Annotated in this window: 14 protein-coding genes and 2 pseudogenes; 4 read left to right on the top strand and 12 right to left on the bottom strand. The window is 52.4% G+C overall.

What is annotated here, in order from left to right; all coding sequences use genetic code 11:
* Positions 1–104: 104 nt before the first annotated feature.
* The 5 genes from ihfB to serC all read right to left on the bottom strand — a co-directional run bounded on the left by ihfB (position 105) and on the right by serC (position 5589).
* Positions 105–389: an integration host factor subunit beta gene (gene ihfB / locus C7433_RS04915; RefSeq protein WP_003849360.1), complete on the bottom strand. Its 285-nt coding sequence runs from the start codon at positions 387–389 to the stop codon at positions 105–107.
* Between the two features lie 82 nt (positions 390–471).
* On the bottom strand, positions 472–2145 hold the full coding sequence (rpsA, locus tag C7433_RS04920) for a 30S ribosomal protein S1 (RefSeq protein WP_033737767.1): 1674 nt from the start codon (positions 2143–2145) through the stop codon (positions 472–474).
* A gap of 121 nt (positions 2146–2266) precedes the next feature.
* On the bottom strand, positions 2267–2947 hold the full coding sequence (cmk, locus tag C7433_RS04925; RefSeq protein WP_110267722.1) for a (d)CMP kinase: 681 nt from the start codon (positions 2945–2947) through the stop codon (positions 2267–2269).
* A gap of 189 nt (positions 2948–3136) precedes the next feature.
* Complete coding sequence (aroA, locus tag C7433_RS04930) at positions 3137–4423, bottom strand: 3-phosphoshikimate 1-carboxyvinyltransferase (RefSeq protein WP_110267723.1); 1287 nt, start codon at positions 4421–4423, stop codon at positions 3137–3139.
* 80 nt (positions 4424–4503) lie between these two features.
* The gene (gene serC / locus C7433_RS04935) at positions 4504–5589 is read right to left on the bottom strand and encodes a 3-phosphoserine/phosphohydroxythreonine transaminase (RefSeq protein ID WP_006118621.1); all 1086 of its coding nucleotides are present in this window, start codon (positions 5587–5589) and stop codon (positions 4504–4506) included.
* Positions 5590–5899: 310 nt separating this feature from the next.
* Between serC and ycaO the strand changes: the two genes are divergently transcribed.
* The 4 genes from ycaO (at position 5900) to pflA (ending at position 12147) form a co-directional block, all read left to right on the top strand.
* A complete protein-coding gene (gene ycaO / locus C7433_RS04940) occupies positions 5900–7660 on the top strand; it encodes a 30S ribosomal protein S12 methylthiotransferase accessory factor YcaO (protein WP_110267724.1) in 1761 nt (586 codons plus the stop codon).
* Positions 7661–8037: 377 nt separating this feature from the next.
* Positions 8038–8898 carry a formate transporter FocA gene (gene focA / locus C7433_RS04945; RefSeq protein WP_033737642.1) on the top strand — a complete coding sequence of 287 codons (861 nt, stop codon included), beginning with the start codon at positions 8038–8040 and terminating at the stop codon, positions 8896–8898.
* 72 nt (positions 8899–8970) lie between these two features.
* Entirely contained in the window at positions 8971–11253 is a 2283-nt protein-coding gene (gene pflB / locus C7433_RS04950; RefSeq protein WP_006118617.1) for a formate C-acetyltransferase, read from the top strand.
* A gap of 153 nt (positions 11254–11406) precedes the next feature.
* The gene (gene pflA / locus C7433_RS04955) at positions 11407–12147 is read left to right on the top strand and encodes a pyruvate formate lyase 1-activating protein (RefSeq protein WP_033737643.1); all 741 of its coding nucleotides are present in this window, start codon (positions 11407–11409) and stop codon (positions 12145–12147) included.
* 96 nt (positions 12148–12243) lie between these two features.
* On the opposite strand, the gene C7433_RS04960 is transcribed toward pflA, so the two are convergent.
* The 7 genes and pseudogenes from C7433_RS04960 to lrp all read right to left on the bottom strand — a co-directional run bounded on the left by C7433_RS04960 (position 12244) and on the right by lrp (position 21318).
* Positions 12244–13398 carry an MFS transporter gene (locus C7433_RS04960; RefSeq protein ID WP_006118615.1) on the bottom strand — a complete coding sequence of 385 codons (1155 nt, stop codon included), beginning with the start codon at positions 13396–13398 and terminating at the stop codon, positions 12244–12246.
* A gap of 316 nt (positions 13399–13714) precedes the next feature.
* Entirely contained in the window at positions 13715–15007 is a 1293-nt protein-coding gene (gene serS, locus C7433_RS04965; protein ID WP_039341327.1) for a serine--tRNA ligase, read from the bottom strand.
* 91 nt (positions 15008–15098) lie between these two features.
* A complete protein-coding gene (locus C7433_RS04970) occupies positions 15099–16442 on the bottom strand; it encodes a replication-associated recombination protein A (RefSeq protein WP_110267823.1) in 1344 nt (447 codons plus the stop codon).
* 7 nt (positions 16443–16449) lie between these two features.
* Positions 16450–17061: an outer membrane lipoprotein chaperone LolA gene (gene lolA / locus C7433_RS04975; RefSeq protein WP_006118612.1), complete on the bottom strand. Its 612-nt coding sequence runs from the start codon at positions 17059–17061 to the stop codon at positions 16450–16452.
* Positions 17062–17243: 182 nt separating this feature from the next.
* Positions 17244–19469: pseudogene (locus tag C7433_RS24090) on the bottom strand (DNA translocase FtsK); the annotation flags it as partial.
* 723 nt (positions 19470–20192) lie between these two features.
* Positions 20193–20594, bottom strand: a pseudogene (locus tag C7433_RS24095) (DNA translocase FtsK 4TM domain-containing protein); the annotation flags it as partial.
* A 229-nt stretch (positions 20595–20823) separates the two neighbouring features.
* Entirely contained in the window at positions 20824–21318 is a 495-nt protein-coding gene (gene lrp / locus C7433_RS04985; protein ID WP_006118610.1) for a leucine-responsive transcriptional regulator Lrp, read from the bottom strand.
* Between the last annotated feature and the right edge of the window lie 87 nt (positions 21319–21405).

A 21405-nucleotide genomic window follows, 5' to 3' on the forward strand; every position in this document is an offset into this window, starting at 1 on the left:
ATTCGTTGCAGCGCAGACGCATTTTTTTGCGGGAGAGCGAACATAATCACGCGGGCAAAAAAAAACGACATCCGGAGATGTCGTTTAGGCGTTTCGGTATCGGCTTAGCCGTAGATGTTAGCACGGTCACGCAGTTCTTTGCCCGGCTTGAAGTGGGGAACGTATTTACCTTCCAGATCCACTTTGTCACCCGTTTTCGGGTTACGGCCAGTGCGCGGTGCGCGATAGTGCAACGAAAAGCTGCCGAATCCCCGGATTTCAATGCGTTCGCCCTGTGCCAGCGTTGTGGCCATGTGCTCAAGCATCTCTTTGACTGCATCCTCAACGACTTTCGCCGGTATATGAGTATGCTGTCCCGCCAGCCTTTCAATCAATTCTGACTTGGTCATGTAACCTCCGGTTAATCCCTACAGGAATGTATGACAGCCTTTACCGAAACCGGGCGGATGAATCCGCCCGGTGCAAGGTCGATTACTCGCCTTTAGCCGCTTTGAACGCTTCAGCCATTGCGCTTGAGAAGTTGCCTTCTTCCTGTTTGGTGTTAACAGTGTTGATAGCTTCTTTCTCGTCAGCCTGGTCTTTCGCACGAACAGACAGGCTCACTACGCGGTTTTTACGGTCAACGCCAGTAAATTTAGCTTCAACGTCGTCACCGACGTTCAGAACCAGTGTAGCGTCTTCGATACGGTCCATTGAAGCTTCAGAAGCGCGCAGGTAACCCTCAACGCCGTCTGCCAATTCAACTGTAGCACCTTTCGCATCAACTGCAGTCACTTTACCGGTGACGATAGCACCTTTCTTGTTCAAAGTGATGTAGTTGTTGAACGGATCTTCTGCCAGCTGTTTCACGCCCAGAGAGATACGCTCGCGCTCTGCATCAACCTGCAGTACAACGGCAGCGATTTCGTCGCCTTTTTTGTACTCACGAACGGCTTCTTCGCCAGTCGCGTTCCAGGAGATGTCAGACAGGTGAACCAGACCGTCGATGCCACCGTCCAGGCCGATGAAGATACCGAAGTCAGTGATTGACTTGATTTTACCTTCAACGCGATCGCCTTTGTTGTGGGTCTCAGCGAACTGCTGCCATGGGTTAGATTTGCACTGCTTCAGACCCAGGGAGATACGACGACGCTCTTCATCGATGTCCAGAACCATCACTTCAACCACATCGCCTACGTTTACAACTTTAGACGGATGGATGTTTTTGTTGGTCCAGTCCATTTCTGAAACGTGTACCAGGCCTTCAACGCCTTCTTCGATTTCAACGAAGCAGCCGTAGTCAGTCAGGTTGGTTACACGACCAGTCAGCTTGGTGCCTTCTGGATAGCGCTTAGCGATAGCCACCCATGGATCTTCGCCCAGCTGCTTCAGACCCAGAGATACACGGGTACGCTCGCGGTCGAATTTCAGGACTTTAACGTTGATTTCATCGCCAACATTCACGATCTCGCTTGGATGCTTAACGCGCTTCCAGGCCATGTCAGTGATGTGCAGCAGGCCGTCAACACCGCCCAGATCAACGAATGCGCCGTAGTCAGTGAGGTTCTTAACGATACCTTTAACTTCCATGCCTTCCTGCAGGTTTTCCAGCAGCTGATCGCGCTCTGCGCTGTTCTCAGATTCGATAACCGCACGACGTGAAACCACGACGTTGTTGCGTTTCTGATCAAGCTTGATCACTTTGAATTCAAGCTCTTTGCCTTCCAGGTGCAGTGTGTCGCGTACTGGACGCACATCAACCAGTGAACCTGGCAGGAACGCACGGATACCGTTCAGCTCAACTGTGAAGCCACCTTTGACTTTGCCGTTGATAATACCGGTAACAGTTTCAGCTTCTTCGTAAGCTTTTTCCAGCGTGATCCAAGCTTCGTGACGCTTAGCTTTCTCACGTGACAGCAGAGTTTCACCGAAGCCATCTTCCACTGCGTCCAGAGCAACGTCAACTTCGTCACCAACCTGGATTTCCAGTTCGCCGGCTGCGTTTTTGAACTGCTCTGCAGGGATTGCAGATTCAGATTTCAGGCCCGCATCAACCAGAACAACGTCTTTGTCGATAGAGACAACAACGCCACGAACGATGGAACCCGGGCGGGTTTCGATTTCTTTCAGGGATTCTTCAAATAGTTGAGCAAAAGATTCAGTCATATTGATAATCTTAGGATTCTTCAATTTAACGTCCATCTGACATCATGTCGGATGGGGTTGTTTCACATGCCCTGCACCGGATCCGTGGCACAGGGTTAATACATTCGTTTAAGCCGGAATATTACATACCAAGCGTTTTGCGGGCATAATTTAACGCGTTATCAATAACCTGCTCGATGGACATCTGGGTTGAATCCAACACCAAAGCATCAGCGGCAGGGACTAACGGTGCGATAGCGCGGTTGCGATCGCGGTCGTCGCGTTCTTTTATCTCGGCTAAAAGGCGATCAAAGTTAACATTAAAGCCATTCTCCTGCAACTGTAGCATACGTCGCTGAGCACGTTCTTCCGGGCTGGCATCAAGGAAAATCTTTACAGGCGCATCGGGGAAAACGACGGTGCCCATATCCCGTCCGTCTGCAATCAAACCGGGTTCCTCGCGAAACGCGCGTTGACGACGTAACAGCGCTTCCCGAACGCGAGGGAAAGCCGCGACGCGTGAGGCGGTATTACTGACTTCCTGGGTACGAATTTCGCTGGTGACGTCTTCCCCTTCCAGGATGACCTGCATTTCGCCATGATGAGAAAGGAAACGCACATCAAGATGGGCGGCGATAGGGACTAACGCCTCTTCAGACTCAATATCGACCTGATGATGTAATGCGGCTAAGGCCAGTACACGATAAATTGCGCCGGAATCCAGTAAATGCCACTGTAATGCTTCCGCCATCGCCTTGCACAGGGTGCCCTTTCCCACGCCACTTGGCCCATCAATTGTTATGACCGGGGCAGTTGCTGTCATCATTCCCTCCTGTTGCTGCGCGCATTTTGGCCGGTTGGCCGTCACAAATGTCGGGCATTATACGCTGCCCGGCGACGCTTAGTTACCTTTTGAGAAGAGGCAATGAGAAATTTAGCCAGGAAAAAGGCCTCTGGCGTGGAAAAGCGTCCTGAAGATGATGAGCCCGATGCACGACATCGGGCGAGGGGATTAGGCGTTTTCGCTAATTTTTTGCAGTTGTTCAAAATAATCAGGGAAGGTTTTTGCCGTACAGCCAGGATCAAGAATGGTAACGGGCGTATCGGACAGCGCAACCAGCGAGAAACACATCGCCATACGGTGATCGTTATACGTGCCGATGTCGGCATGCTTCAACGTCTCAGGCGGCGTGATGCGAATAAAATCGTGCCCTTCTTCCACCTTGGCACCGACTTTACGCAACTCGGTTGCCATAGCCGTCAGACGATCCGTTTCTTTAACTCGCCAGTTATAAATATTGCGCAGTTGCGTCGTACCTTCTGCAAACAATGCCGCAGTGGCAATGGTCATGGCAGCATCAGGAATATGATTCATATCCATATCAATAGCGCGTAATGTCCCGGCCGTGCAGGCAATATAGTCATCGCCCCACTCAATTGATGCACCCATCTTTTCGAGTACATCCGCAAAGCGAATATCGCCTTGTACGCTGTTGCGACCAATGCCGGTGACACGCACGGTACCGCCTTTGATTGCGGCTGCGGCAAGAAAATAGGAGGCAGAAGACGCATCCCCCTCCACCAGATATTCACCTGGTGACTGGTAGTGCTGTTTACCCTTAATCAGGAAGTGTTGATACTGCTGATTCTCAACCTCGACACCAAAGCAGCGCATCAGGTGCAGAGTAATATCGATGTAAGGTTTGGAAACCAGCTCACCTTTAATGCTGATACGGGTAGGATTTTCAGCTAACGGAGCCATCATCAGAAGCGCGGTCAAAAACTGGCTGGATACGCTGCCATCTACTGTAACGTCGCCGCCAGTAAACCCACCCCGCAGGCGGACTGGGGGATAATCTGTATTTTCGAGATAGTCTATAGTAGCCCCACCTTGCCGTAGTGCATCGACCAGGTGCCCGATAGGGCGTTCTTTCATGCGTGGTTCGCCCGTCAGGACGACATCCTGCACACCCAGGCAAAGCGCTGCCGCAAGCGGCCGCATGGCAGTGCCGGCGTTGCCCAGAAACAGCTCTGTGGGCTGTGATGCATGCAGCGACCCACCCTTTCCTGTCACCTCGCACACCGTACGATCGCTGGAAAGCGTGAACTCAACACCCAGTGCATCAAGCGCATTAAGCATGTGCTTAACATCGTCGCTGTCCAGCAGATTAGTTAATCGGGTTTTACCTTTCGCCAGTGCAGCAAGCAGAAGCGCACGGTTTGACACGCTTTTGGAACCGGGCAAATTAACCGTACCATTAACGCGAGCGATGGGCTGAAGGGTCAGGGAATCTTGCATGTGAAACGTAATCCTTAAAAAACGATGACTCCGCCAGAGGGCGGAGTCGGGTGTCAGTCATTCCACTGACAGTGAAAGACTTAGCCGTGGCGGCGTTCGAAATCAATCATGAAATCGGTCAGCGCTTTAACGCCTTCCAATGGCATCGCATTGTAGATTGAGGCACGCATGCCGCCCACAACACGGTGACCTTTTAATGCGTGGAGACCTGCCTTAAATGACTCTTCCAGGAAAAGGCTGTCCAGCGAGGCATCAGCCAGTTGGAAAGGAATGTTCATCCGGGAACGGTTTTGCAGTGCCACATCGTTACGGTAAAAATCGCTGTTATCGATGAGACCATAGAGTAATCCGGCTTTTGCCTGATTAATTTTTTCCATCTCAGCGACACCACCCTTCTGCTTCAGCCACTTAAAGACCAGGCCACTCAGATACCAGGCAAACGTAGGTGGCGTGTTAAACATGGAATCATTTTCAGCCAGAACGGTGTAGTCAAGGATGGAAGGCACGCTTTGATGCGCGTTGCCGAGAAGATCGTCCCGTACGATAACCAGAGTAAGGCCAGCCGGACCAATATTTTTCTGCGCACCTGCGTAAATCACACCATAGCGCTTGATATCAATTGGGCGTGACAGAATCGTGGAGGAAAGATCGGCGACCACAACCTTGTCACCAAAGTCAGGCTCTTCGTCAATAGCCAGACCGTCAATGGTTTCATTTGGGCAAAAATGCAAATAGGCGGCCGTGTCGCTGACATCCCATTCGCGCATCGGCAGGATGGCGCGCTTACCCTCTTGGGTCGTTTTGACATCCAGCGTCCGCGGTGAGCAATATTTTTCCGCCTCTTTAATGGCACTGTGAGCCCAGTAGCCTCCATCTGCATAGTCCGCACTGGTCGCACTGCCGAGTAAATTGCCCGGTACAGCAGCAAACTGCGCACGTGCGCCGCCATGACAGAATAATACTTTGTAATTGGAAGGAATTTTCAGCAGATCGCGGAAGTCCGCTTCAGCCTCTTCTGCCACCTGAATAAATTCTTTACTGCGGTGGCTTATCTCCATTACTGAAGTTCCAAGACCATGCCAGTTTGTCAGTTCTTGTTCTGCACGGCGGAGTACTTCGCTCGGCAGCATCGCTGGCCCAGAGCTAAAATTATAAATTTGCGTCATTTCCCTCACCACTGTCATATCGAACGGTTATGAATAACGATTCGGTTTTATCACTGCCTTCTGGTGGCTGCAATCATAAATCGAACTGCGGTCACATTTTTTCGGCATGAAGCACCGAAGGTTATATTACCAATGTAATCCGGCACGAAATATTGTGAGGCGGCTTCCTTTCATGCAGTCCCGGCTTTGGCTCAGATGACAAAGCATGAGAAAAACGACGGTAAAATTGCGGCGTCTTGATAGCGAACAGACGGTAAAAAACGTATCATTGCGCGCTTTATGTCTCCCCATTTACAGAGAGAGCGGCACCATGACGCAAACTTTTATCCCGGGCAAAGATGCCGCCCTGGAAGACTCCATTTCACGCTTCCAGACCAAATTACAGGATCTGGGTTTTAATATTGAAGAAGCCTCCTGGCTGAATCCTGTGCCACACGTCTGGTCTGTCCACATTCGTGATCGCGACTGCCCCCTCTGCTTCACCAATGGTAAGGGCGCCAGCAAAAAAGCCGCTCTGGCCTCGGCGCTGGGGGAATATTTTGAACGCCTGTCCACGAATTACTTTTTTGCTGATTTCTGGCTTGGCAACAGTATCGCCCAGGGGGATTTTGTTCACTATCCCAATGAAAAATGGTTTGCTCTGCCTGAAGACGACAGCCTGCCTGAAGGCATCCTGGATGCGCGCCTGCGCGCCTTTTACGATCCTGAAAACGCCCTCTCCGCTTCAGATTTAATCGATCTCCAGTCGGGTAACAGCGCACGCGGCATCTGCGCCCTGCCCTTTACCCGTCAGTCCGATCAGCAGACCGTTTATATTCCGATGAATATTATCGGTAACCTGTATGTGTCGAACGGCATGTCCGCCGGCAACACGGCCAACGAGGCACGGGTACAGGGGCTGTCAGAAGTTTTCGAGCGCTATATTAAAAATCGTATCATCGCCGAGTCCATCAGCCTGCCTGCCATTCCTGAATCCGTGATGGCGCGTTACCCCGATGTGGTTGAAGCCATCGCCCGTCTGGAAGCCGAAGGGTTCCCGATTTTTGCCTATGACGCGTCACTGGGTGGGAAATATCCGGTTATTTGCGTTGTGCTGTTTAATCCTGCCAACGGCACCTGTTTCGCCTCTTTTGGCGCGCACCCTGATTTTGGTGTCGCGCTGGAGCGTACCGTTACCGAACTGCTTCAGGGCCGCAGCCTGAAAGATCTGGATGTGTTCACGCCGCCCACGTTTGATGATGAAGAAGTGGCAGAGCACGCCAACCTGGAAACCCACTTTATCGATTCAAGCGGCCTGATCTCCTGGGATCTGTTTAAAGAAACAGCGGATTATCCCTTCGTTGACTGGAAATTTGATGGCACCACCGAGCAGGAATTCAGTACGCTCATGGCGATTTTCAAAGCCGAAGGTCAGGACGTTTACATCGCTGATTATGAGCACCTCGGTGTGTATGCCTGCCGCATTATTGTGCCCGGTATGTCAGATATTTATCCGGCTGAAGACTTGTTGCTGGCGAATAACAGCATGGGTGCAGGTATTCGTGAAACGCTTCTGGCCCTGCCCGGCAGCAACTGGAATCCTGAAGAGTACCTGGATTTAATTTCTCAGCTGGACGAAGAAGGTTTTGATGACTTCACGCGTGTTCGCGAGTTGCTGGGACTGGCGACAGGCAAAGATAACGGCTGGTACACGCTGCGCATTGGCGAACTCAAAGCCATGCTGGCCCTGGCTGGCGGAGATCTCGATCAGGCGCTGATCTGGACGGAATGGACAATGGAATTTAATGGCTCCGTATTCAGCCCGGAGCGTGCAAATTATTACCGCTGTCTGCAAACTCTGCTGCTGGCGATGGAAGATGAGCGGAATCCGCTTGAGTATCACGCAGCCTTTGTGCGTATGTATGGTGCTGACGCTGTCGACGCCGCCTCGGCCGCAATCAGCGGTGAGGCGGCCTTCAATGGCCTCCAGCCGGTAGACAGCGATCTTAAGGCTTTCCCTGCTCATCAGGCTTTGCTTGCTGCCTATGAAAAGCTGCAAAAGGCGAAACGTCTTTACTGGAAAAACGCCTAATCTTTCGCGGCTCTGTTTCAGGATAAAGCGATAATAATCTCACAGGCACCTTATTTAATGGGTGCCTTTCTTTTTTTGAGAATAAGTATTTAAGGGATGTATTGTTCAGCGTTTTTATCATCATTATTTAAAGCAACATAACAGATGCATTTCGTTAACTCTGCAGAGATCGTCCTGACGGCACACCGTCATCTCTTAAACAAAAATTGCATAATTTAAAATATTTTTAATCATTATATTTCAATAAATTAACCCCAAAAATCCCGTCTTTCAGTCAAACACGCACCGTCCTTGCATGGCTGATCATGATCCAAATCAACTTCTGTAACTGTTGCCTTTGTTATCATTTTTTCAGACAACTTTTGGAGTGAGTTAGTGTGAAAGCTGACAATCCTTTTAATCTGTTATTACCCGCCGCGATGGCGAAAGTGGCTGAAGATGCTGGCGTTTATAAAGCCACTAAACATCCCCTCACCACGACCTTTCTGGCCTTTACTGCGGGCATGTTCATCTCGATTGCTTTCGTGTTTTACATCACGGCTACCACGGGCAGCGGTGCTGTGCCTTATGGCCTGGCAAAACTGATCGGCGGCATCTGTTTTTCACTGGGACTCATACTGGTCGTGGTATGCGGTGCCGATCTGTTCACATCTACCGTCCTCATTGTGGTCGCCAAAGCCAGTGGACGCATCACCTGGGGGCAACTGGCACGAAACTGGATAACCGTTTATATCGGTAACCTGGCTGGCGCGTTATTTTTCGTCACGCTCATGTGGTTCTCCGGTGAACAGATGGTGGCAAACGGCGCGTGGGGATTAAATGTCCTGCAAACAGCCGACCATAAAATGCATCATACTTTTATCGAAGCCGTTTGCCTCGGCACATTGGCCAATTTGATGGTCTGCCTGGCGGTCTGGATGAGCTATTCAGGACGGACATTGACCGATAAAAGCCTGATTATGATTTTGCCGGTGGCCATGTTTGTCGCCTGTGGTTTTGAACACAGTATCGCCAATATGTTTTTGATTCCTTTCGCGATCGTGATACGCGACTTTTCCGGGCCTGAGTTTTGGCAGGCCGCAGGGGCCACAGCAGCACAATTCCCGGCCCTCACCGTTAAAAACTTTATTTTCGACAATCTGATTCCGGTCACGCTCGGTAACATCATTGGCGGCGGCCTGCTAGTCGGATTGACCTACTGGGTAATTTACTTACGCGGTGGTAAAGAAACGCACTAATCCTGTCTCAACGGCATATCGCAGCCTGGTACGCCCGAGAGCAAAAGTCTCCTTAAATAAGGCAGGTATATTATGACCGAACGTAATGCAAAACTCGCTTCAGCCTGGCAGGGATTTACTGAAGGCGAATGGCAGAACAGCGTCAACGTACGCGACTTTATTCAGAAAAACTATACGCCTTATGAAGGCGACGAGTCCTTTCTGGCCGGTGCCACCGAGGCCACCACAACCCTGTGGGAGAGCGTGCTGGAAGGCATCAAAATTGAAAACCGCACCCATGCACCAGTCGATTTTGATACCGATCTTGCCTCAACCATCACTTCCCACGATGCCGGTTACATCAATAAATCACTGGAAAAAATTGTTGGCCTGCAAACCGAAGCCCCGTTGAAACGCGCCATTATTCCTTTTGGCGGTATCAAAATGGTTGAAGGCTCATGCAAGGTCTATGGTCGTGAACTCGACGCGTCTCTGAAAAAGATTTTCACGGAATACCGCAAAACGCATAACCAGGGTGTTTTTGATGTTTATACACCTGACATTTTACGCTGCCGTAAATCTGGCGTATTGACCGGCCTGCCTGATGCTTATGGTCGTGGACGCATCATCGGTGATTATCGTCGTGTTGCCCTATACGGCATTGATTATCTGATGGCGGATAAGTTTGCTCAGTTCACCTCACTGCAAAACGATCTTGAAAACGGCGTAAACCTGGAAGCCACGATTCGCCTGCGGGAAGAAATTGCTGATCAGCATCGGGCGCTTGAACAAATTAAAGCGATGGCAGCCAAATACGGTCATGATATTTCTGGTCCGGCCACCAACGCGGCTGAAGCCGTTCAGTGGACCTATTATGGCTATCTGGCTGCAGTTAAATCACAGAACGGCGCGGCCATGTCTTTTGGCCGGGTGTCGACTTTCCTCGATATCTACATCGAACGCGACCTCCAGGCAGGTAAACTGAACGAAGAGCAGGCACAGGAACTGATTGACCATCTGGTCATGAAACTGCGCATGGTCCGCTTCCTGCGTACACCGGAATACGATGAGCTGTTTTCTGGCGACCCTATCTGGGCCACCGAATCGCTGGCGGGGATGGGCGTTGATGGTCGCACGCTGGTCAGTAAAACCACGTTCCGTTTCCTGAACACGCTGTACACCATGGGCCCCTCCCCTGAACCAAACATGACCATTCTGTGGTCTGAAAAACTGCCCGTTAACTTCAAAAAATATGCGGCTAAAGTTTCAATCGACACCTCGTCACTGCAGTATGAAAATGACGACCTGATGCGTCCTGACTTTAACAACGATGATTACGCCATTGCCTGCTGTGTCAGCCCTATGATCGTCGGCAAGCAAATGCAGTTCTTTGGTGCCCGCGCCAACCTGGCAAAAACCTTGTTGTACGCGATCAACGGCGGCATGGACGAAAAACTGAAAATGCAGGTGGGGCCGAAAGAAGCCAAAATCATGGATGAAGTGCTCGATTTCGACGTCGTGATGGCCCGTCTGGATCACTTCATGGACTGGCTGGCAAAACAGTATGTCACCGCACTGAACATCATCCACTTCATGCATGATAAATACAGCTATGAAGCGTCACTCATGGCGCTGCACGATCGTGATGTTTACCGCACCATGGCCTGCGGTATCGCCGGACTGTCTGTGGCTGCGGATTCACTCTCAGCCATTAAATATGCCAAAGTGAAACCCGTACGTGATGAAGATGGCCTGGCAATTGATTTCGACATCGAAGGCGACTATCCCCAGTTCGGTAACAACGATCCGCGCGTGGACGACCTGGCATGCGACCTGGTTGAACGGTTTATGAAGAAAATTCAGAAACTGGAAACATATCGCAACGCGGTGCCAACGCAGTCCGTTCTGACCATTACCTCTAACGTCGTTTATGGCAAGAAAACCGGTAATACGCCAGACGGCCGCCGTGCAGGCGCCCCCTTTGGCCCTGGCGCTAACCCCATGCACGGTCGCGACCAGAAAGGAGCGGTAGCATCGCTGACCTCGGTAGCGAAATTACCCTTTGCGTACGCTAAAGACGGTATCTCTTATACTTTCTCCATCGTGCCTAATGCGCTTGGCAAAGATGATAATGTACGTAAAACCAACCTGGCAGGACTAATGGATGGTTACTTCCATCATGAGGCCAGTATTGAAGGCGGCCAGCATCTGAATGTTAACGTGATGAACCGGGAAATGTTGATGGACGCGATGGATAACCCTGAGAAATATCCTCAGTTAACCATCCGCGTTTCGGGCTATGCCGTTCGCTTTAACTCGCTCACCAAAGAGCAGCAGCAGGACGTGATTACCCGTACCTTTACCCAGTCACTCTAGTTCGCCCTTGAGGCTCCTTCATGGAGCCTCTTCTTTCGAGTCAGGTTTGGTCGCTGTCTGTATGACGGATAACCACCAAAATTGATTTCCCGTTCAGAGCGCACCGGAGAGTGCGCCACCTGCTTCGCAGGCTCATCAGGAGAATACATCGCAATGTCTGCCATTGGTCGCATCCACTCATTTGAATCATGCGGAACCGTAGACGGTCCCGGCATCCGTTTTATCACCTTTTTTCAGGGCTGCCTGATGCGCTGCCTGTACTGCCACAACCGTGATACTTGGGACACGCATTGCGGCAAAGAAATTACCGTCGACGCGCTCATGGCGGACGTTCTGTCTTATCGCCATTTCATGAATGCGTCCGGTGGCGGGGTGACGGCTTCAGGCGGTGAGGCCATTTTGCAGGCGGAGTTTGTGCGCGACTGGTTTCGCGCATGTCAAGCTGAGGGCATTCATACCTGCCTTGACACCAACGGCTTTGTCCGCCGCTACGATCCCGTTATTGATGAATTACTGGATGCAACAGATTTGGTGATGCTTGACCTCAAGCAGATGAACGATGACATCCACCAGATTCTTGTCGGTGTGTCGAATCATCGCACACTCGATTTTGCGCGCTATCTTCAGAAGAAAGGAAAACGGACGTGGATTCGTTTCGTCGTCGTGCCCGGCTATTCTGATGATGATGACAGTGTCCATCGCTTAGGTGCATTTACGCAGGATATGACAAATGTGGAGAAGATTGAGCTTCTGCCTTATCACGAGCTGGGTAAGCATAAATGGATTGCGATGGGTGAAGAGTACAAGCTCGACGGCGTAAAACCGCCCAGTAAAGCGACCATGGAACGGGTCAAGCATATTCTTGCCAGCTACGGACATGAAGTGATGTATTGACAGGCCACGTCACCGCAGTCAGTAGACGATAGCCTTCTGATAGTCAGCGCAGCCAGACGGCGAAGGTTAAGTGTCACCGCCTGGTTATCGTTATGATCAGGCATGTGCCACTGGCGTGGCATGATGATCGGCCTTACGCAGTAACATGACTAAGTAAACCAGCGCTACCGCCGCGATCATAACGAACAGCAGACGGTCGGAATAACTTTGCATCAGCATGGCCGTCATGCTTGGTCCGGCCAGGCTGCCCACGGTGTAGCTCAGTAACAGCGCCTGGTTCATTGCCACCAGTTCATGGTGCGCCACGGTTTCGCAGGCCCATGACATGGCGACCGGATAAAGCGTAAAACCTGCCAGCCCCAACACAAACAGGGCTGGGGCCATCGCGGCATTTGTCAGCATCGCAATCGCGCCGAGGATCACCACAAATACCTGCACTCGCAGTACCATCATGCGGCCAAAACGGTCAGCAAGCCGACCAATCGGCCACTGCCCGACAATGCCGGCACTCACCAGCAAGGCCATCCAGTAACCCACGTTGGCATCACTCATACCCTGATGAGAAAGATAGAGCGGCATCAAGCCGTACAGCGATCCCAGAACAATGCCAGAAATAATACAGCCGTTAATACCGAGACGAGAACTGCGACGACGCAGCATAGGTAAAATTCGTCCGCCTGGCGTAGCTTCTACGGTATCGCTGTTGGCAGAAACCTGCGTGAAGATTAACGGTAAGATGGCGCTGATGACCGTGGCGGTTACCCAGGGAATCACACTCAGTAATTCGGTAGACAGTTTGCTCACCAGCAGTTGTCCGGCAACCGTACCCAGGTAATAGACGATCATATAGGCAGCGAGCAACTGCCCACGGTTACGTACTGTTCCACTGCATAACAATGCGCTTTCCACCACGACCCAGACTAACGCGCAGCCGATACCGGCCGTGAAGCGCAGCAATGTCCATGCCCAGAATCCTTCCAGCGCCAGCATGCACAGTGTCGACAGCGCAAAAAGGCCGGTCGCCAGATAATAGCTTCGGTTAAAACCGTATCGCTTGATCAGCCAGCCAGCCACTAAAGTGCCCAGCAGGTTACCGGTGTAATACGACGAACTCACCACGCCTACCTGCCATGTTGCCAGCGCATCATGCGTCAGCCAAAGGGGCACTAACGTATTCAGTACCGCAATGGAAACTGTCATCAATAACAGGCCGCAGAGCAGCAATATCACAGGACGTGACCAGGTCGACATAGGGGATAAAAACCAAAAGAAATGAAGGAAATTGCGCGCAGTTTGCCATCGCGCGTTGTAAAGTCAACGGGAGGAATGAGGGTGCAGCACATTTTGCTGCGTGACCATTTAAATTATTTATCTTCAGTAAGTTAGCCATCTGTCAGGCATCAGATAACTTTGCGCTATCTCTATGATAATCTGGATTTTTACGCTTTCTGCCCGCGTCGTCATCGATAATGTTTATTTGTGATAAATTTTAAACGTGTTGAGGATGCCTCGCGGTAAAGATAAAAAAACCCAGCCTGAGCTGGGTTATTTTAGACAGGATGAACGCTTAGCCAATAAATTCCAGGCCGTTCATATAAGGACGTAATACCTCTGGCACGGCGATGCGGCCGTCCTGCTGCTGGTAATTTTCCAGCACGGCAACCAGCGTACGTCCTACGGCCAGGCCCGAGCCATTCAGGGTATGCACCAGACGCGGTTTTTTATCCTGCTTATTGCGGGTGCGCGCCTGCATACGGCGAGCCTGGAAATCCCCCATGTTTGAGCAAGAAGAGATTTCACGGTAGGTATTTTGCGCCGGTAACCATACTTCTAAATCGTAGGTTTTTGTCGCACCAAAGCCCATATCACCGCTGCACAGCAAGACCTTGCGATACGGCAGGTTCAGCAGTTGCAACACTTTTTCAGCATGGCCAACCAGTTCTTCCAGCGCATCCATAGAGGTTTCAGGCGCGACGATTTGTACCATTTCAACTTTGTCGAACTGGTGCATACGGATGAGCCCACGCGTATCACGGCCATAGGAGCCTGCTTCAGAGCGGAAGCAGGGTGTATGTGCCGTAAGCTTCAGCGGCAGGCTCTCTTCTTCAACGATTTCATCCCGCACAAGGTTCGTCAGCGGCACTTCAGCGGTCGGAATAAGCGCGTAATGGCTGCTTTCGGATTCTTCTTCCAGCGGACGGGTATGGAACAGATCTTCACCAAACTTAGGTAACTGGCCTGTACCGTATAAGGTCGCATGGTTAACCAGGTAAGGGACGTAAGTTTCCAGATAACCATGTTGTTCCGTGTGCAGGTCAATCATGAACTGGCTGAGCGCACGGTGCAGGCGAGCAATCTGGCCTTGCATAACCACGAAGCGTGAGCCGGTGAGTTTCACTGCCGCAGCAAAGTCCAGCCCTTTAGCCGCTTCGCCCAGCTCAACGTGATCTTTCACCTCAAAATCAAACTGGCGGGGTTCACCCCAGCGACTGATTTCCAGGTTTTCCGTGTCGTCTTTCCCCAGCGGCACTTCATCCGCAGGAAGATTCGGCAGCGCCAGGCTGAAATCGCGGATCTGATTTTGCAGCTCGTCCAGTTCTGCTTTAGCCGCATCCAGGCGTTCGCCCAGGCTGTTCACTTCCTGACGCAGTGGCTCGATGTCTTCCCCACGTGCTTTGGCCTGACCGATGGATTTGGAGCGGGAGTTGCGCTCGGCCTGCAGGTTTTCCGTTTCAACCTGCAAGACTTTGCGACGCTCTTCGAGCGAACGCAGCATTTCCACATCCAGTTTAAATCCTCGGCGTGCCAGTTTTTCTGCGACTGCGTCTGGCTCATTACGCAGCAGATTGGGATCGAGCATGCTTATCCTGTGTATTTATGAGTTAAAAGAAGGGGACGCACTCCCGCTGGAATGCGTTGAAAACATTGACCACATTACCGCAACGTCTGTTTCAGCGGTAGCGTTTTGTCGGGCTATTTTGATCGAGTTCAGCCAGCCAGGCCAGCTTTTCGCCAATTTTGCCTTCAAGACCGCGTTGAGTGGGATGATAGTAACGCGTTTGCGCCATTTCGGGTGGGAAATAGACTTCACCCGCAGCATAGGCATTGGCTTCGTCATGCGCATAGCGATAGCTTTCGCCCAGCCCCATCTCTTTCATTAGCTTCGTGGGGGCATTGCGCAAATGATCGGGAACATCAAAATCTGGATGGTCGCGTGCATCACGCATCGCCGCCTTAAACGCGTTATAGACGGCGTTACTTTTTGGCGCACAGGCGAGATAGACAATGGCCTGCGCAATCGCGCGCTCCCCTTCTGCCGGACCAACCCGGGTGAAACAGTCCCAGGCCGCGATAGCCACCTGCATGCCTCGTGGATCGGCATTGCCGACGTCTTCAGACGCAATGGCCAGTAGCCGACGCGCGACATACAGCGGATCGCCACCGGCGGTAATAATACGGGCGTACCAGTACAGGGCGGCATCCGGCGCCGATCCCCGGACGGATTTATGCAAGGCAGAAATCAGGTCATAAAAGCGATCGCCTTTATTATCGAACCGGGCAGACCGTTCCCCCGCCACTTCGGTCAGCAACTGGGGCGTCAGCTCGCGTTTGCCTGTGCCGTTGGTTTCGGCCATATCGGCCATCATTTCCAGCGTATTCAGGGCACGACGTGCATCGCCGTTGACCAGTTCCGCAATCATACGCCGCGTATTGTCAGGTAACAGGATATCGCTGTTGCCATAACCCCGACTGGCATCCTGCATCGCCTGGTCAAGCACCTGCTCAATATCTTTTGTGGTCAGGGATTTAAGTAAATAGACACGAGCACGTGACAGCAGTGCGGAGTTAAGCTCAAAGCTGGGATTTTCTGTCGTGGCACCGATAAACGTGATAGTGCCGTCTTCAATATGGGGAAGAAACGCATCCTGCTGACTTTTGTTGAAGCGATGGACTTCATCTACAAACAGGATAGTGCGGCGGCCCGCCTGCTTGCTCAGCCTTGCGCGTTCAATGGCTTCACGAATCTCTTTGACACCAGAGGTGACCGCAGAAATACGCTCAACGTCCGCATTACCATAGTGAGCGATAATCTCGGCCAGCGTCGTTTTTCCTGTCCCTGGCGGTCCCCAGAGAATCATGGAGTGCAGGTGCCCCGCTTCGATCGCGCGCGGCAACGGTTTACCCGCAGCCAGCAGGTGCTGCTGTCCAATGTATTGCTTCAGGGTTGCTGGCCGCATACGCGCGGCCAGCGGTTTAAAATCTTCACTGGAAAAATCCAGGGACAGGTTACCCACTACCACCTCACTGACGTTGGTCATCCACCGTGACGCCTTTTGGCGGGGTGAATGTGAATTTATCCGGGCTAATCGGGCCGTTTTTCTGGCTCTTTAGCTGGTAGTTACTGCGCTGCCCATCCTGCTCGACGGCGCTAAACTGATTAATGGTGCCATCTGGCGTCACATCAATCGTGAACTGCTTGAGGTTGCCATCGCTTTTCTTCGGCGTCAGTTCAAATTTGTCACCCTGCTGTTTTACGTTGTATTGCTGCCAGTCACTGGCCTGGTTACGGGCAATCAACATAAACGGTGTATTGCTGGTCGCATTCTTTAACAGGCTGACCGTAGCTTGTTCAACAAACGGGTTATAGAACCATAACGATTTCCCGTCAGAAATAATGATGCTCTCGTCGGGTGCGGTCATATGCCAGTTGAACAGACTGGGGCGCTTAACCCAGAGCTCGCCTTCACCCTCCTGCACGTTGGCACCGCTTCCATCGGTCACCTTTTGAGTAAAGCTGGCGTGGAAGCTGTTAACTTTATTAAGGCGCTGTTGCAGGTCGCTCGACGCATCGGCGAGAACGTTGGCTGACCCCAAAGCGGCCAGCAGGCCTAAGGCGATTACGCGTAATTTCATCTGCTTAAATCCTTATTAAATCGTTTCCCGTTGATCACGTGACTAAGCCTGGTCGCTGTCCTGCGTTTAATACAGGAGAAAAAACCGAAACACTAATCAACTATGGGGGTTAACCGCTAAAAAACAATGAGCCAGTGGAAACTGGCTCATTGTTTTGTGTTTCAAAGCTTATCGTTCAGGCTTTACATATCATGGGGTGGTGGAGAGAGCACTTCACGGTTACCGTTGTGGCCCGGTGACGAGACGATGCCCTGTGCTTCCATCTGTTCAATGATGCGCGCAGCACGGTTATAACCGATACGGAACTGACGCTGTACGCCCGAAATCGAGGCGCGTCGCTTATCCACCACAAAGGCAACAGCCTGATCGAACAACGGATCGAGTTCTTCATCGCTGTCAATGCCGCCCCCGCCTTCACTTTCTTCGCCCGCCGTAATGCTTTCAATATATTGCGGACGCCCGCGCGCTTTCCAGTCCTGCACGACAGCATGTACTTCCTGATCGCGCACAAAGGCACCGTGAACACGCACCGGCATTGATGAGTTGGGCGGCATGTAAAGCATATCGCCCATCCCCAGTAACGATTCTGCACCGCCCTGATCAAGGATGGTTCGCGAGTCAATTTTACTTGAGACAGTAAACGCGATACGGGTAGGAATGTTGGCTTTGATGAGGCCGGTAATGACGTCAACTGACGGACGCTGGGTTGCCAGAACAAGGTGGATTCCCGCCGCACGCGCTTTCTGTGCAAGACGTGCAATCAGTTCTTCCACTTTCTTACCGACAGCCATCATCAAATCGGCGAACTCATCCACCATCACCACGATGTAAGGCAGTTTTTCCAGCACTGGCGGCGTCATATCCATGCTGTCGCCTGGCTTCCAGAACGGATCGGGAATCGGCCGCCCCATTGCATCCGCCTGCGCCACTTTTTCGTTGTAGCCAGCCAGATTACGTACACCCAGCGCCGACATCAGCTTATAGCGACGCTCCATCTCACCGACACTCCAGCGCAGCGCGTTCGCCGCATCTTTCATATCGGTCACGACTTCGGTCAGCAGATGCGGAATGCCTTCGTAAACGGAAAGCTCGAGCATCTTGGGGTCAATCATAATAAAGCGCACGTCTTCCGGCGTGGCTTTATACAGCATGCTGAGGATCATCGCATTCACGCCGACGGACTTACCGGAACCGGTTGTACCCGCTACCAGTAAGTGTGGCATTTTAGCCAGATCGGCGACGACCGGCTGGCCGGCAATATCTTTACCCAGCACCACAGACAGCGGCGAGGGATTGTCACGGAATTTTGGACAATCCAGCACTTCACGCAGGTAAACGGTCTGGCGATGTCGGTTGGGTAATTCCAGACCAACATAGGGTTTGCCAGGGATCACTTCAACCACACGCACTGCCGTAGTCGACAGGGAGCGGGCCAAATCGCGTGACAGGTTAGAGATACGCGCCGCTTTCACGCCCGGCGCGAGATCCAGTTCAAAACGGGTAATCACAGGTCCTGGCGAAATGCCCACCACCTCGGCCTTGACGCGGTAGTCACCCAGACGCGCTTCAACCAGTCTTGCTGTCTGCTCAAGGGCGAACATATCAACCGGTTCTTCCTCTTCCGGCGGCGCGGTCAGGAGATCGAGTGACGGTAAGGGTGTAGAAGGTTTTTCCAGTGGCTGCTCGTGACGCATCAGGAAGGGGTGAATCAGGCTGTCATGCACGGATGGCTTCGCCTCCGTGACCGGCTCCGGCTGCTGCGCAGGCGCGGCAAAATGATCGGCCGCAAAGGTCTGGGCCGATTCTACACGCTGAGCCGCAGGCTGTTCTGGTGCAGCCTGAACGTGCTGCCAGGGCTCATGTTGTGGCGCGACCTCGCTGACGTCCGGCGATGCTGCAATGGTGAACAGCGGCTCGACAGGGCCATCGTCGACCAGGTCCTTCATTGGGGAGAAATCGAAGGCCGCTGACGTATCCAGATTGAAAACGGGTGCATTGTCTTCAGGCACCGTTTCATAGCGCTGTTGCTGTTGCTGTGCGAACTGACGCGCCAGCGAGGCCTGCTGCAATGCCAGCTCATCGTCCTCGTGCGCGTCGTCCTGCTGCCAGCTTTCGCCATAGCGTTGCTGCTGCTCTGACTGGAACGCCTGACGCAACTCTGCCTGTTGCAGCGCATCCTGCTCCTCTGCTGACCAGTCAGTGAGTGACGCATCTTCTTTCGTAGGTTGTGATGACGGCAGTTCAGCACGTTTGGCTTTTTCTTCCGCCATACGCTGTGAAGGCAGTTTAATGCCGTACGAGGCCAGCTCACGTCGGGTAGGCAGTTTAACCGGATTAGGCCGCGGCAGCGCCGGACCAATCCCCTGTTTCACCTGTGGATTCGACACCGTTTCAGGGACAGGCTCAAACAGCGGTGAGGATGCTGACGATGCTGCGGTTGCCGCAGCACCGGCGACAGCAGCGCTGTTCAGCGAGGCTGCTGACGTGGCTTCACGCCAGTTACCCATTTTGGGTTCGTCATCCTCATAAGCGGTAAAGTGCGGGGCAGCCGCCGGTGCATCGTCCGGTAACTCAAAGCGGTAGCGCGGCGGTTCAGTGAGAGGCTTCTCCTGTGACACCGGCTCGCGCGGTGCAGTGTGCGTCACCGGGGCTGGATGAGGCGATGCCGCAACAGGCGAAACAGGTTCAGGCGTCGCTGCAACCTGTTCAGGCTCAGGTGAAGCTAATGGCGCACTGACAGGCGTTGCCGCCATTGTTGCGGCGGCAGGCTGCGCAGGTGCTGTGGCAGTAGTCTGAGCGCTTGCCGTCGGTGTCGTGGTCGCAGATACTTCGGCTGTGGCCGCAACAGCGGCGCGGGTGGCGGTGGCGGCCCTGGCTAACAGTGGATCATGCGCATCCAGATCGGGCTGCGCCTTACGCGGCGCGGCCAGCAATACGTCATCGTCGTCGTCCGTCTGAGCATGAAGGACGGGTGCGCTCTCGTGATAATCGTCTGCTTCGTCCTCTTCATGCCAGGGTTCATCATGACGTGAGCGGTTGCTGGCGAATGTCAGCACGCCCATGACCACGCCACCGATTCTTTCCGCAATGGTTAACCATGACCAGCCCGTATACAGCGTGATCCCTGCGGCCCAGATGCAGAGCAAAGTCAGTGTGCCACCTGCCGGACTGAACCAGGGTGAAATGGCATTACTGACGAGGCTGCCAATGACGCCTCCGGAAGCAAAATACCAGATGTCGTCCGCGTTGAGCGCGGCCATCCCACAGGTGGTGACGACCAGGGCCAGGACACCGATTAAGCGTAAACCAATGGCAAAGTAGTCCACATAATCCTGGTTATCCCGCTGGCGAAACGCTATCCAGCACAGCCCCAGTATGACCGGCGGAATGGCATAGGCCATCACACCAAAGATGAAAAGCAGCGTATCAGCCAGCCATGCGCCGACTGTGCCACCCATGTTATGGATAGGTTCATGCCAGGCCGTTTGCGACCAGCTCGGATCGGAAGGATTAAAGCTGACCAGGGAAATCATCAGGTAGATGGCGAACAATGCCACCAAAATAAGTAACGCTTCCAGCAGACGGCGTCCGCTGCTCAGCGACTGTAACGAAACGTCTTTATCTTCTGTGTATTCCTGGCTCAAGAGATCTCTCCAGGTGCCTGTAAAGTAAGAAACAACAGCGTCGGGCTCACCCGACGCTGGTCCTGTATGTATTCACAGGAGTGTACCGAAATTTCCCAGGCTTTGCACCTGCCACGCATCAGCGCGTTTTGATCACCAGACGATTGCTCTGTTTGACCTCTTCCATCACCACATAAGTACGCGTGTCGTTTACGCCTGGCAGGCGCAGCAAGGTTTCACCCAGCAGCTTGCGGTAAGCGGACATATCAGGCACGCGCGTTTTAAGCAGGTAGTCGAAATCACCAGAAACCAGGTGACACTCTTGAGTTTCCTCAAGTTTTTGCACAGCGGCGTTAAATTGCTCAAACACATCAGGTGCGCCACGATTCAGAGTAATCTCAACAAATACCAGTAATGAAGCATCCAGGTAGTGAGGGTTGAGTTGCGCAGTATAGCCAAGGATGAATCCCTGGCGTTCAAGACGGCGTACACGCTCAAGACAAGGTGTAGGAGATAATCCTACACGTTTGGAAAGTTCCACGTTTGAGATGCGACCGTCTTTCTGCAATTCATTGAGAATGTTTCTGTCGATCCTGTCGAGATCCTTACCGGGGCGTTTCTTATTATCTACCATTATTATTGTCTCTCTTCATTCCTTCCCTTTACCTGCCATCCCCTGAAAACGGTCATTGTTCGGGGCATTTTTGAAGTGAAATAACGG

The sequence above is a fragment of the Pantoea sp. PNA 03-3 genome, assembly GCF_003201175.1.
Lineage (GTDB): Bacteria > Pseudomonadota > Gammaproteobacteria > Enterobacterales > Enterobacteriaceae > Pantoea > Pantoea stewartii.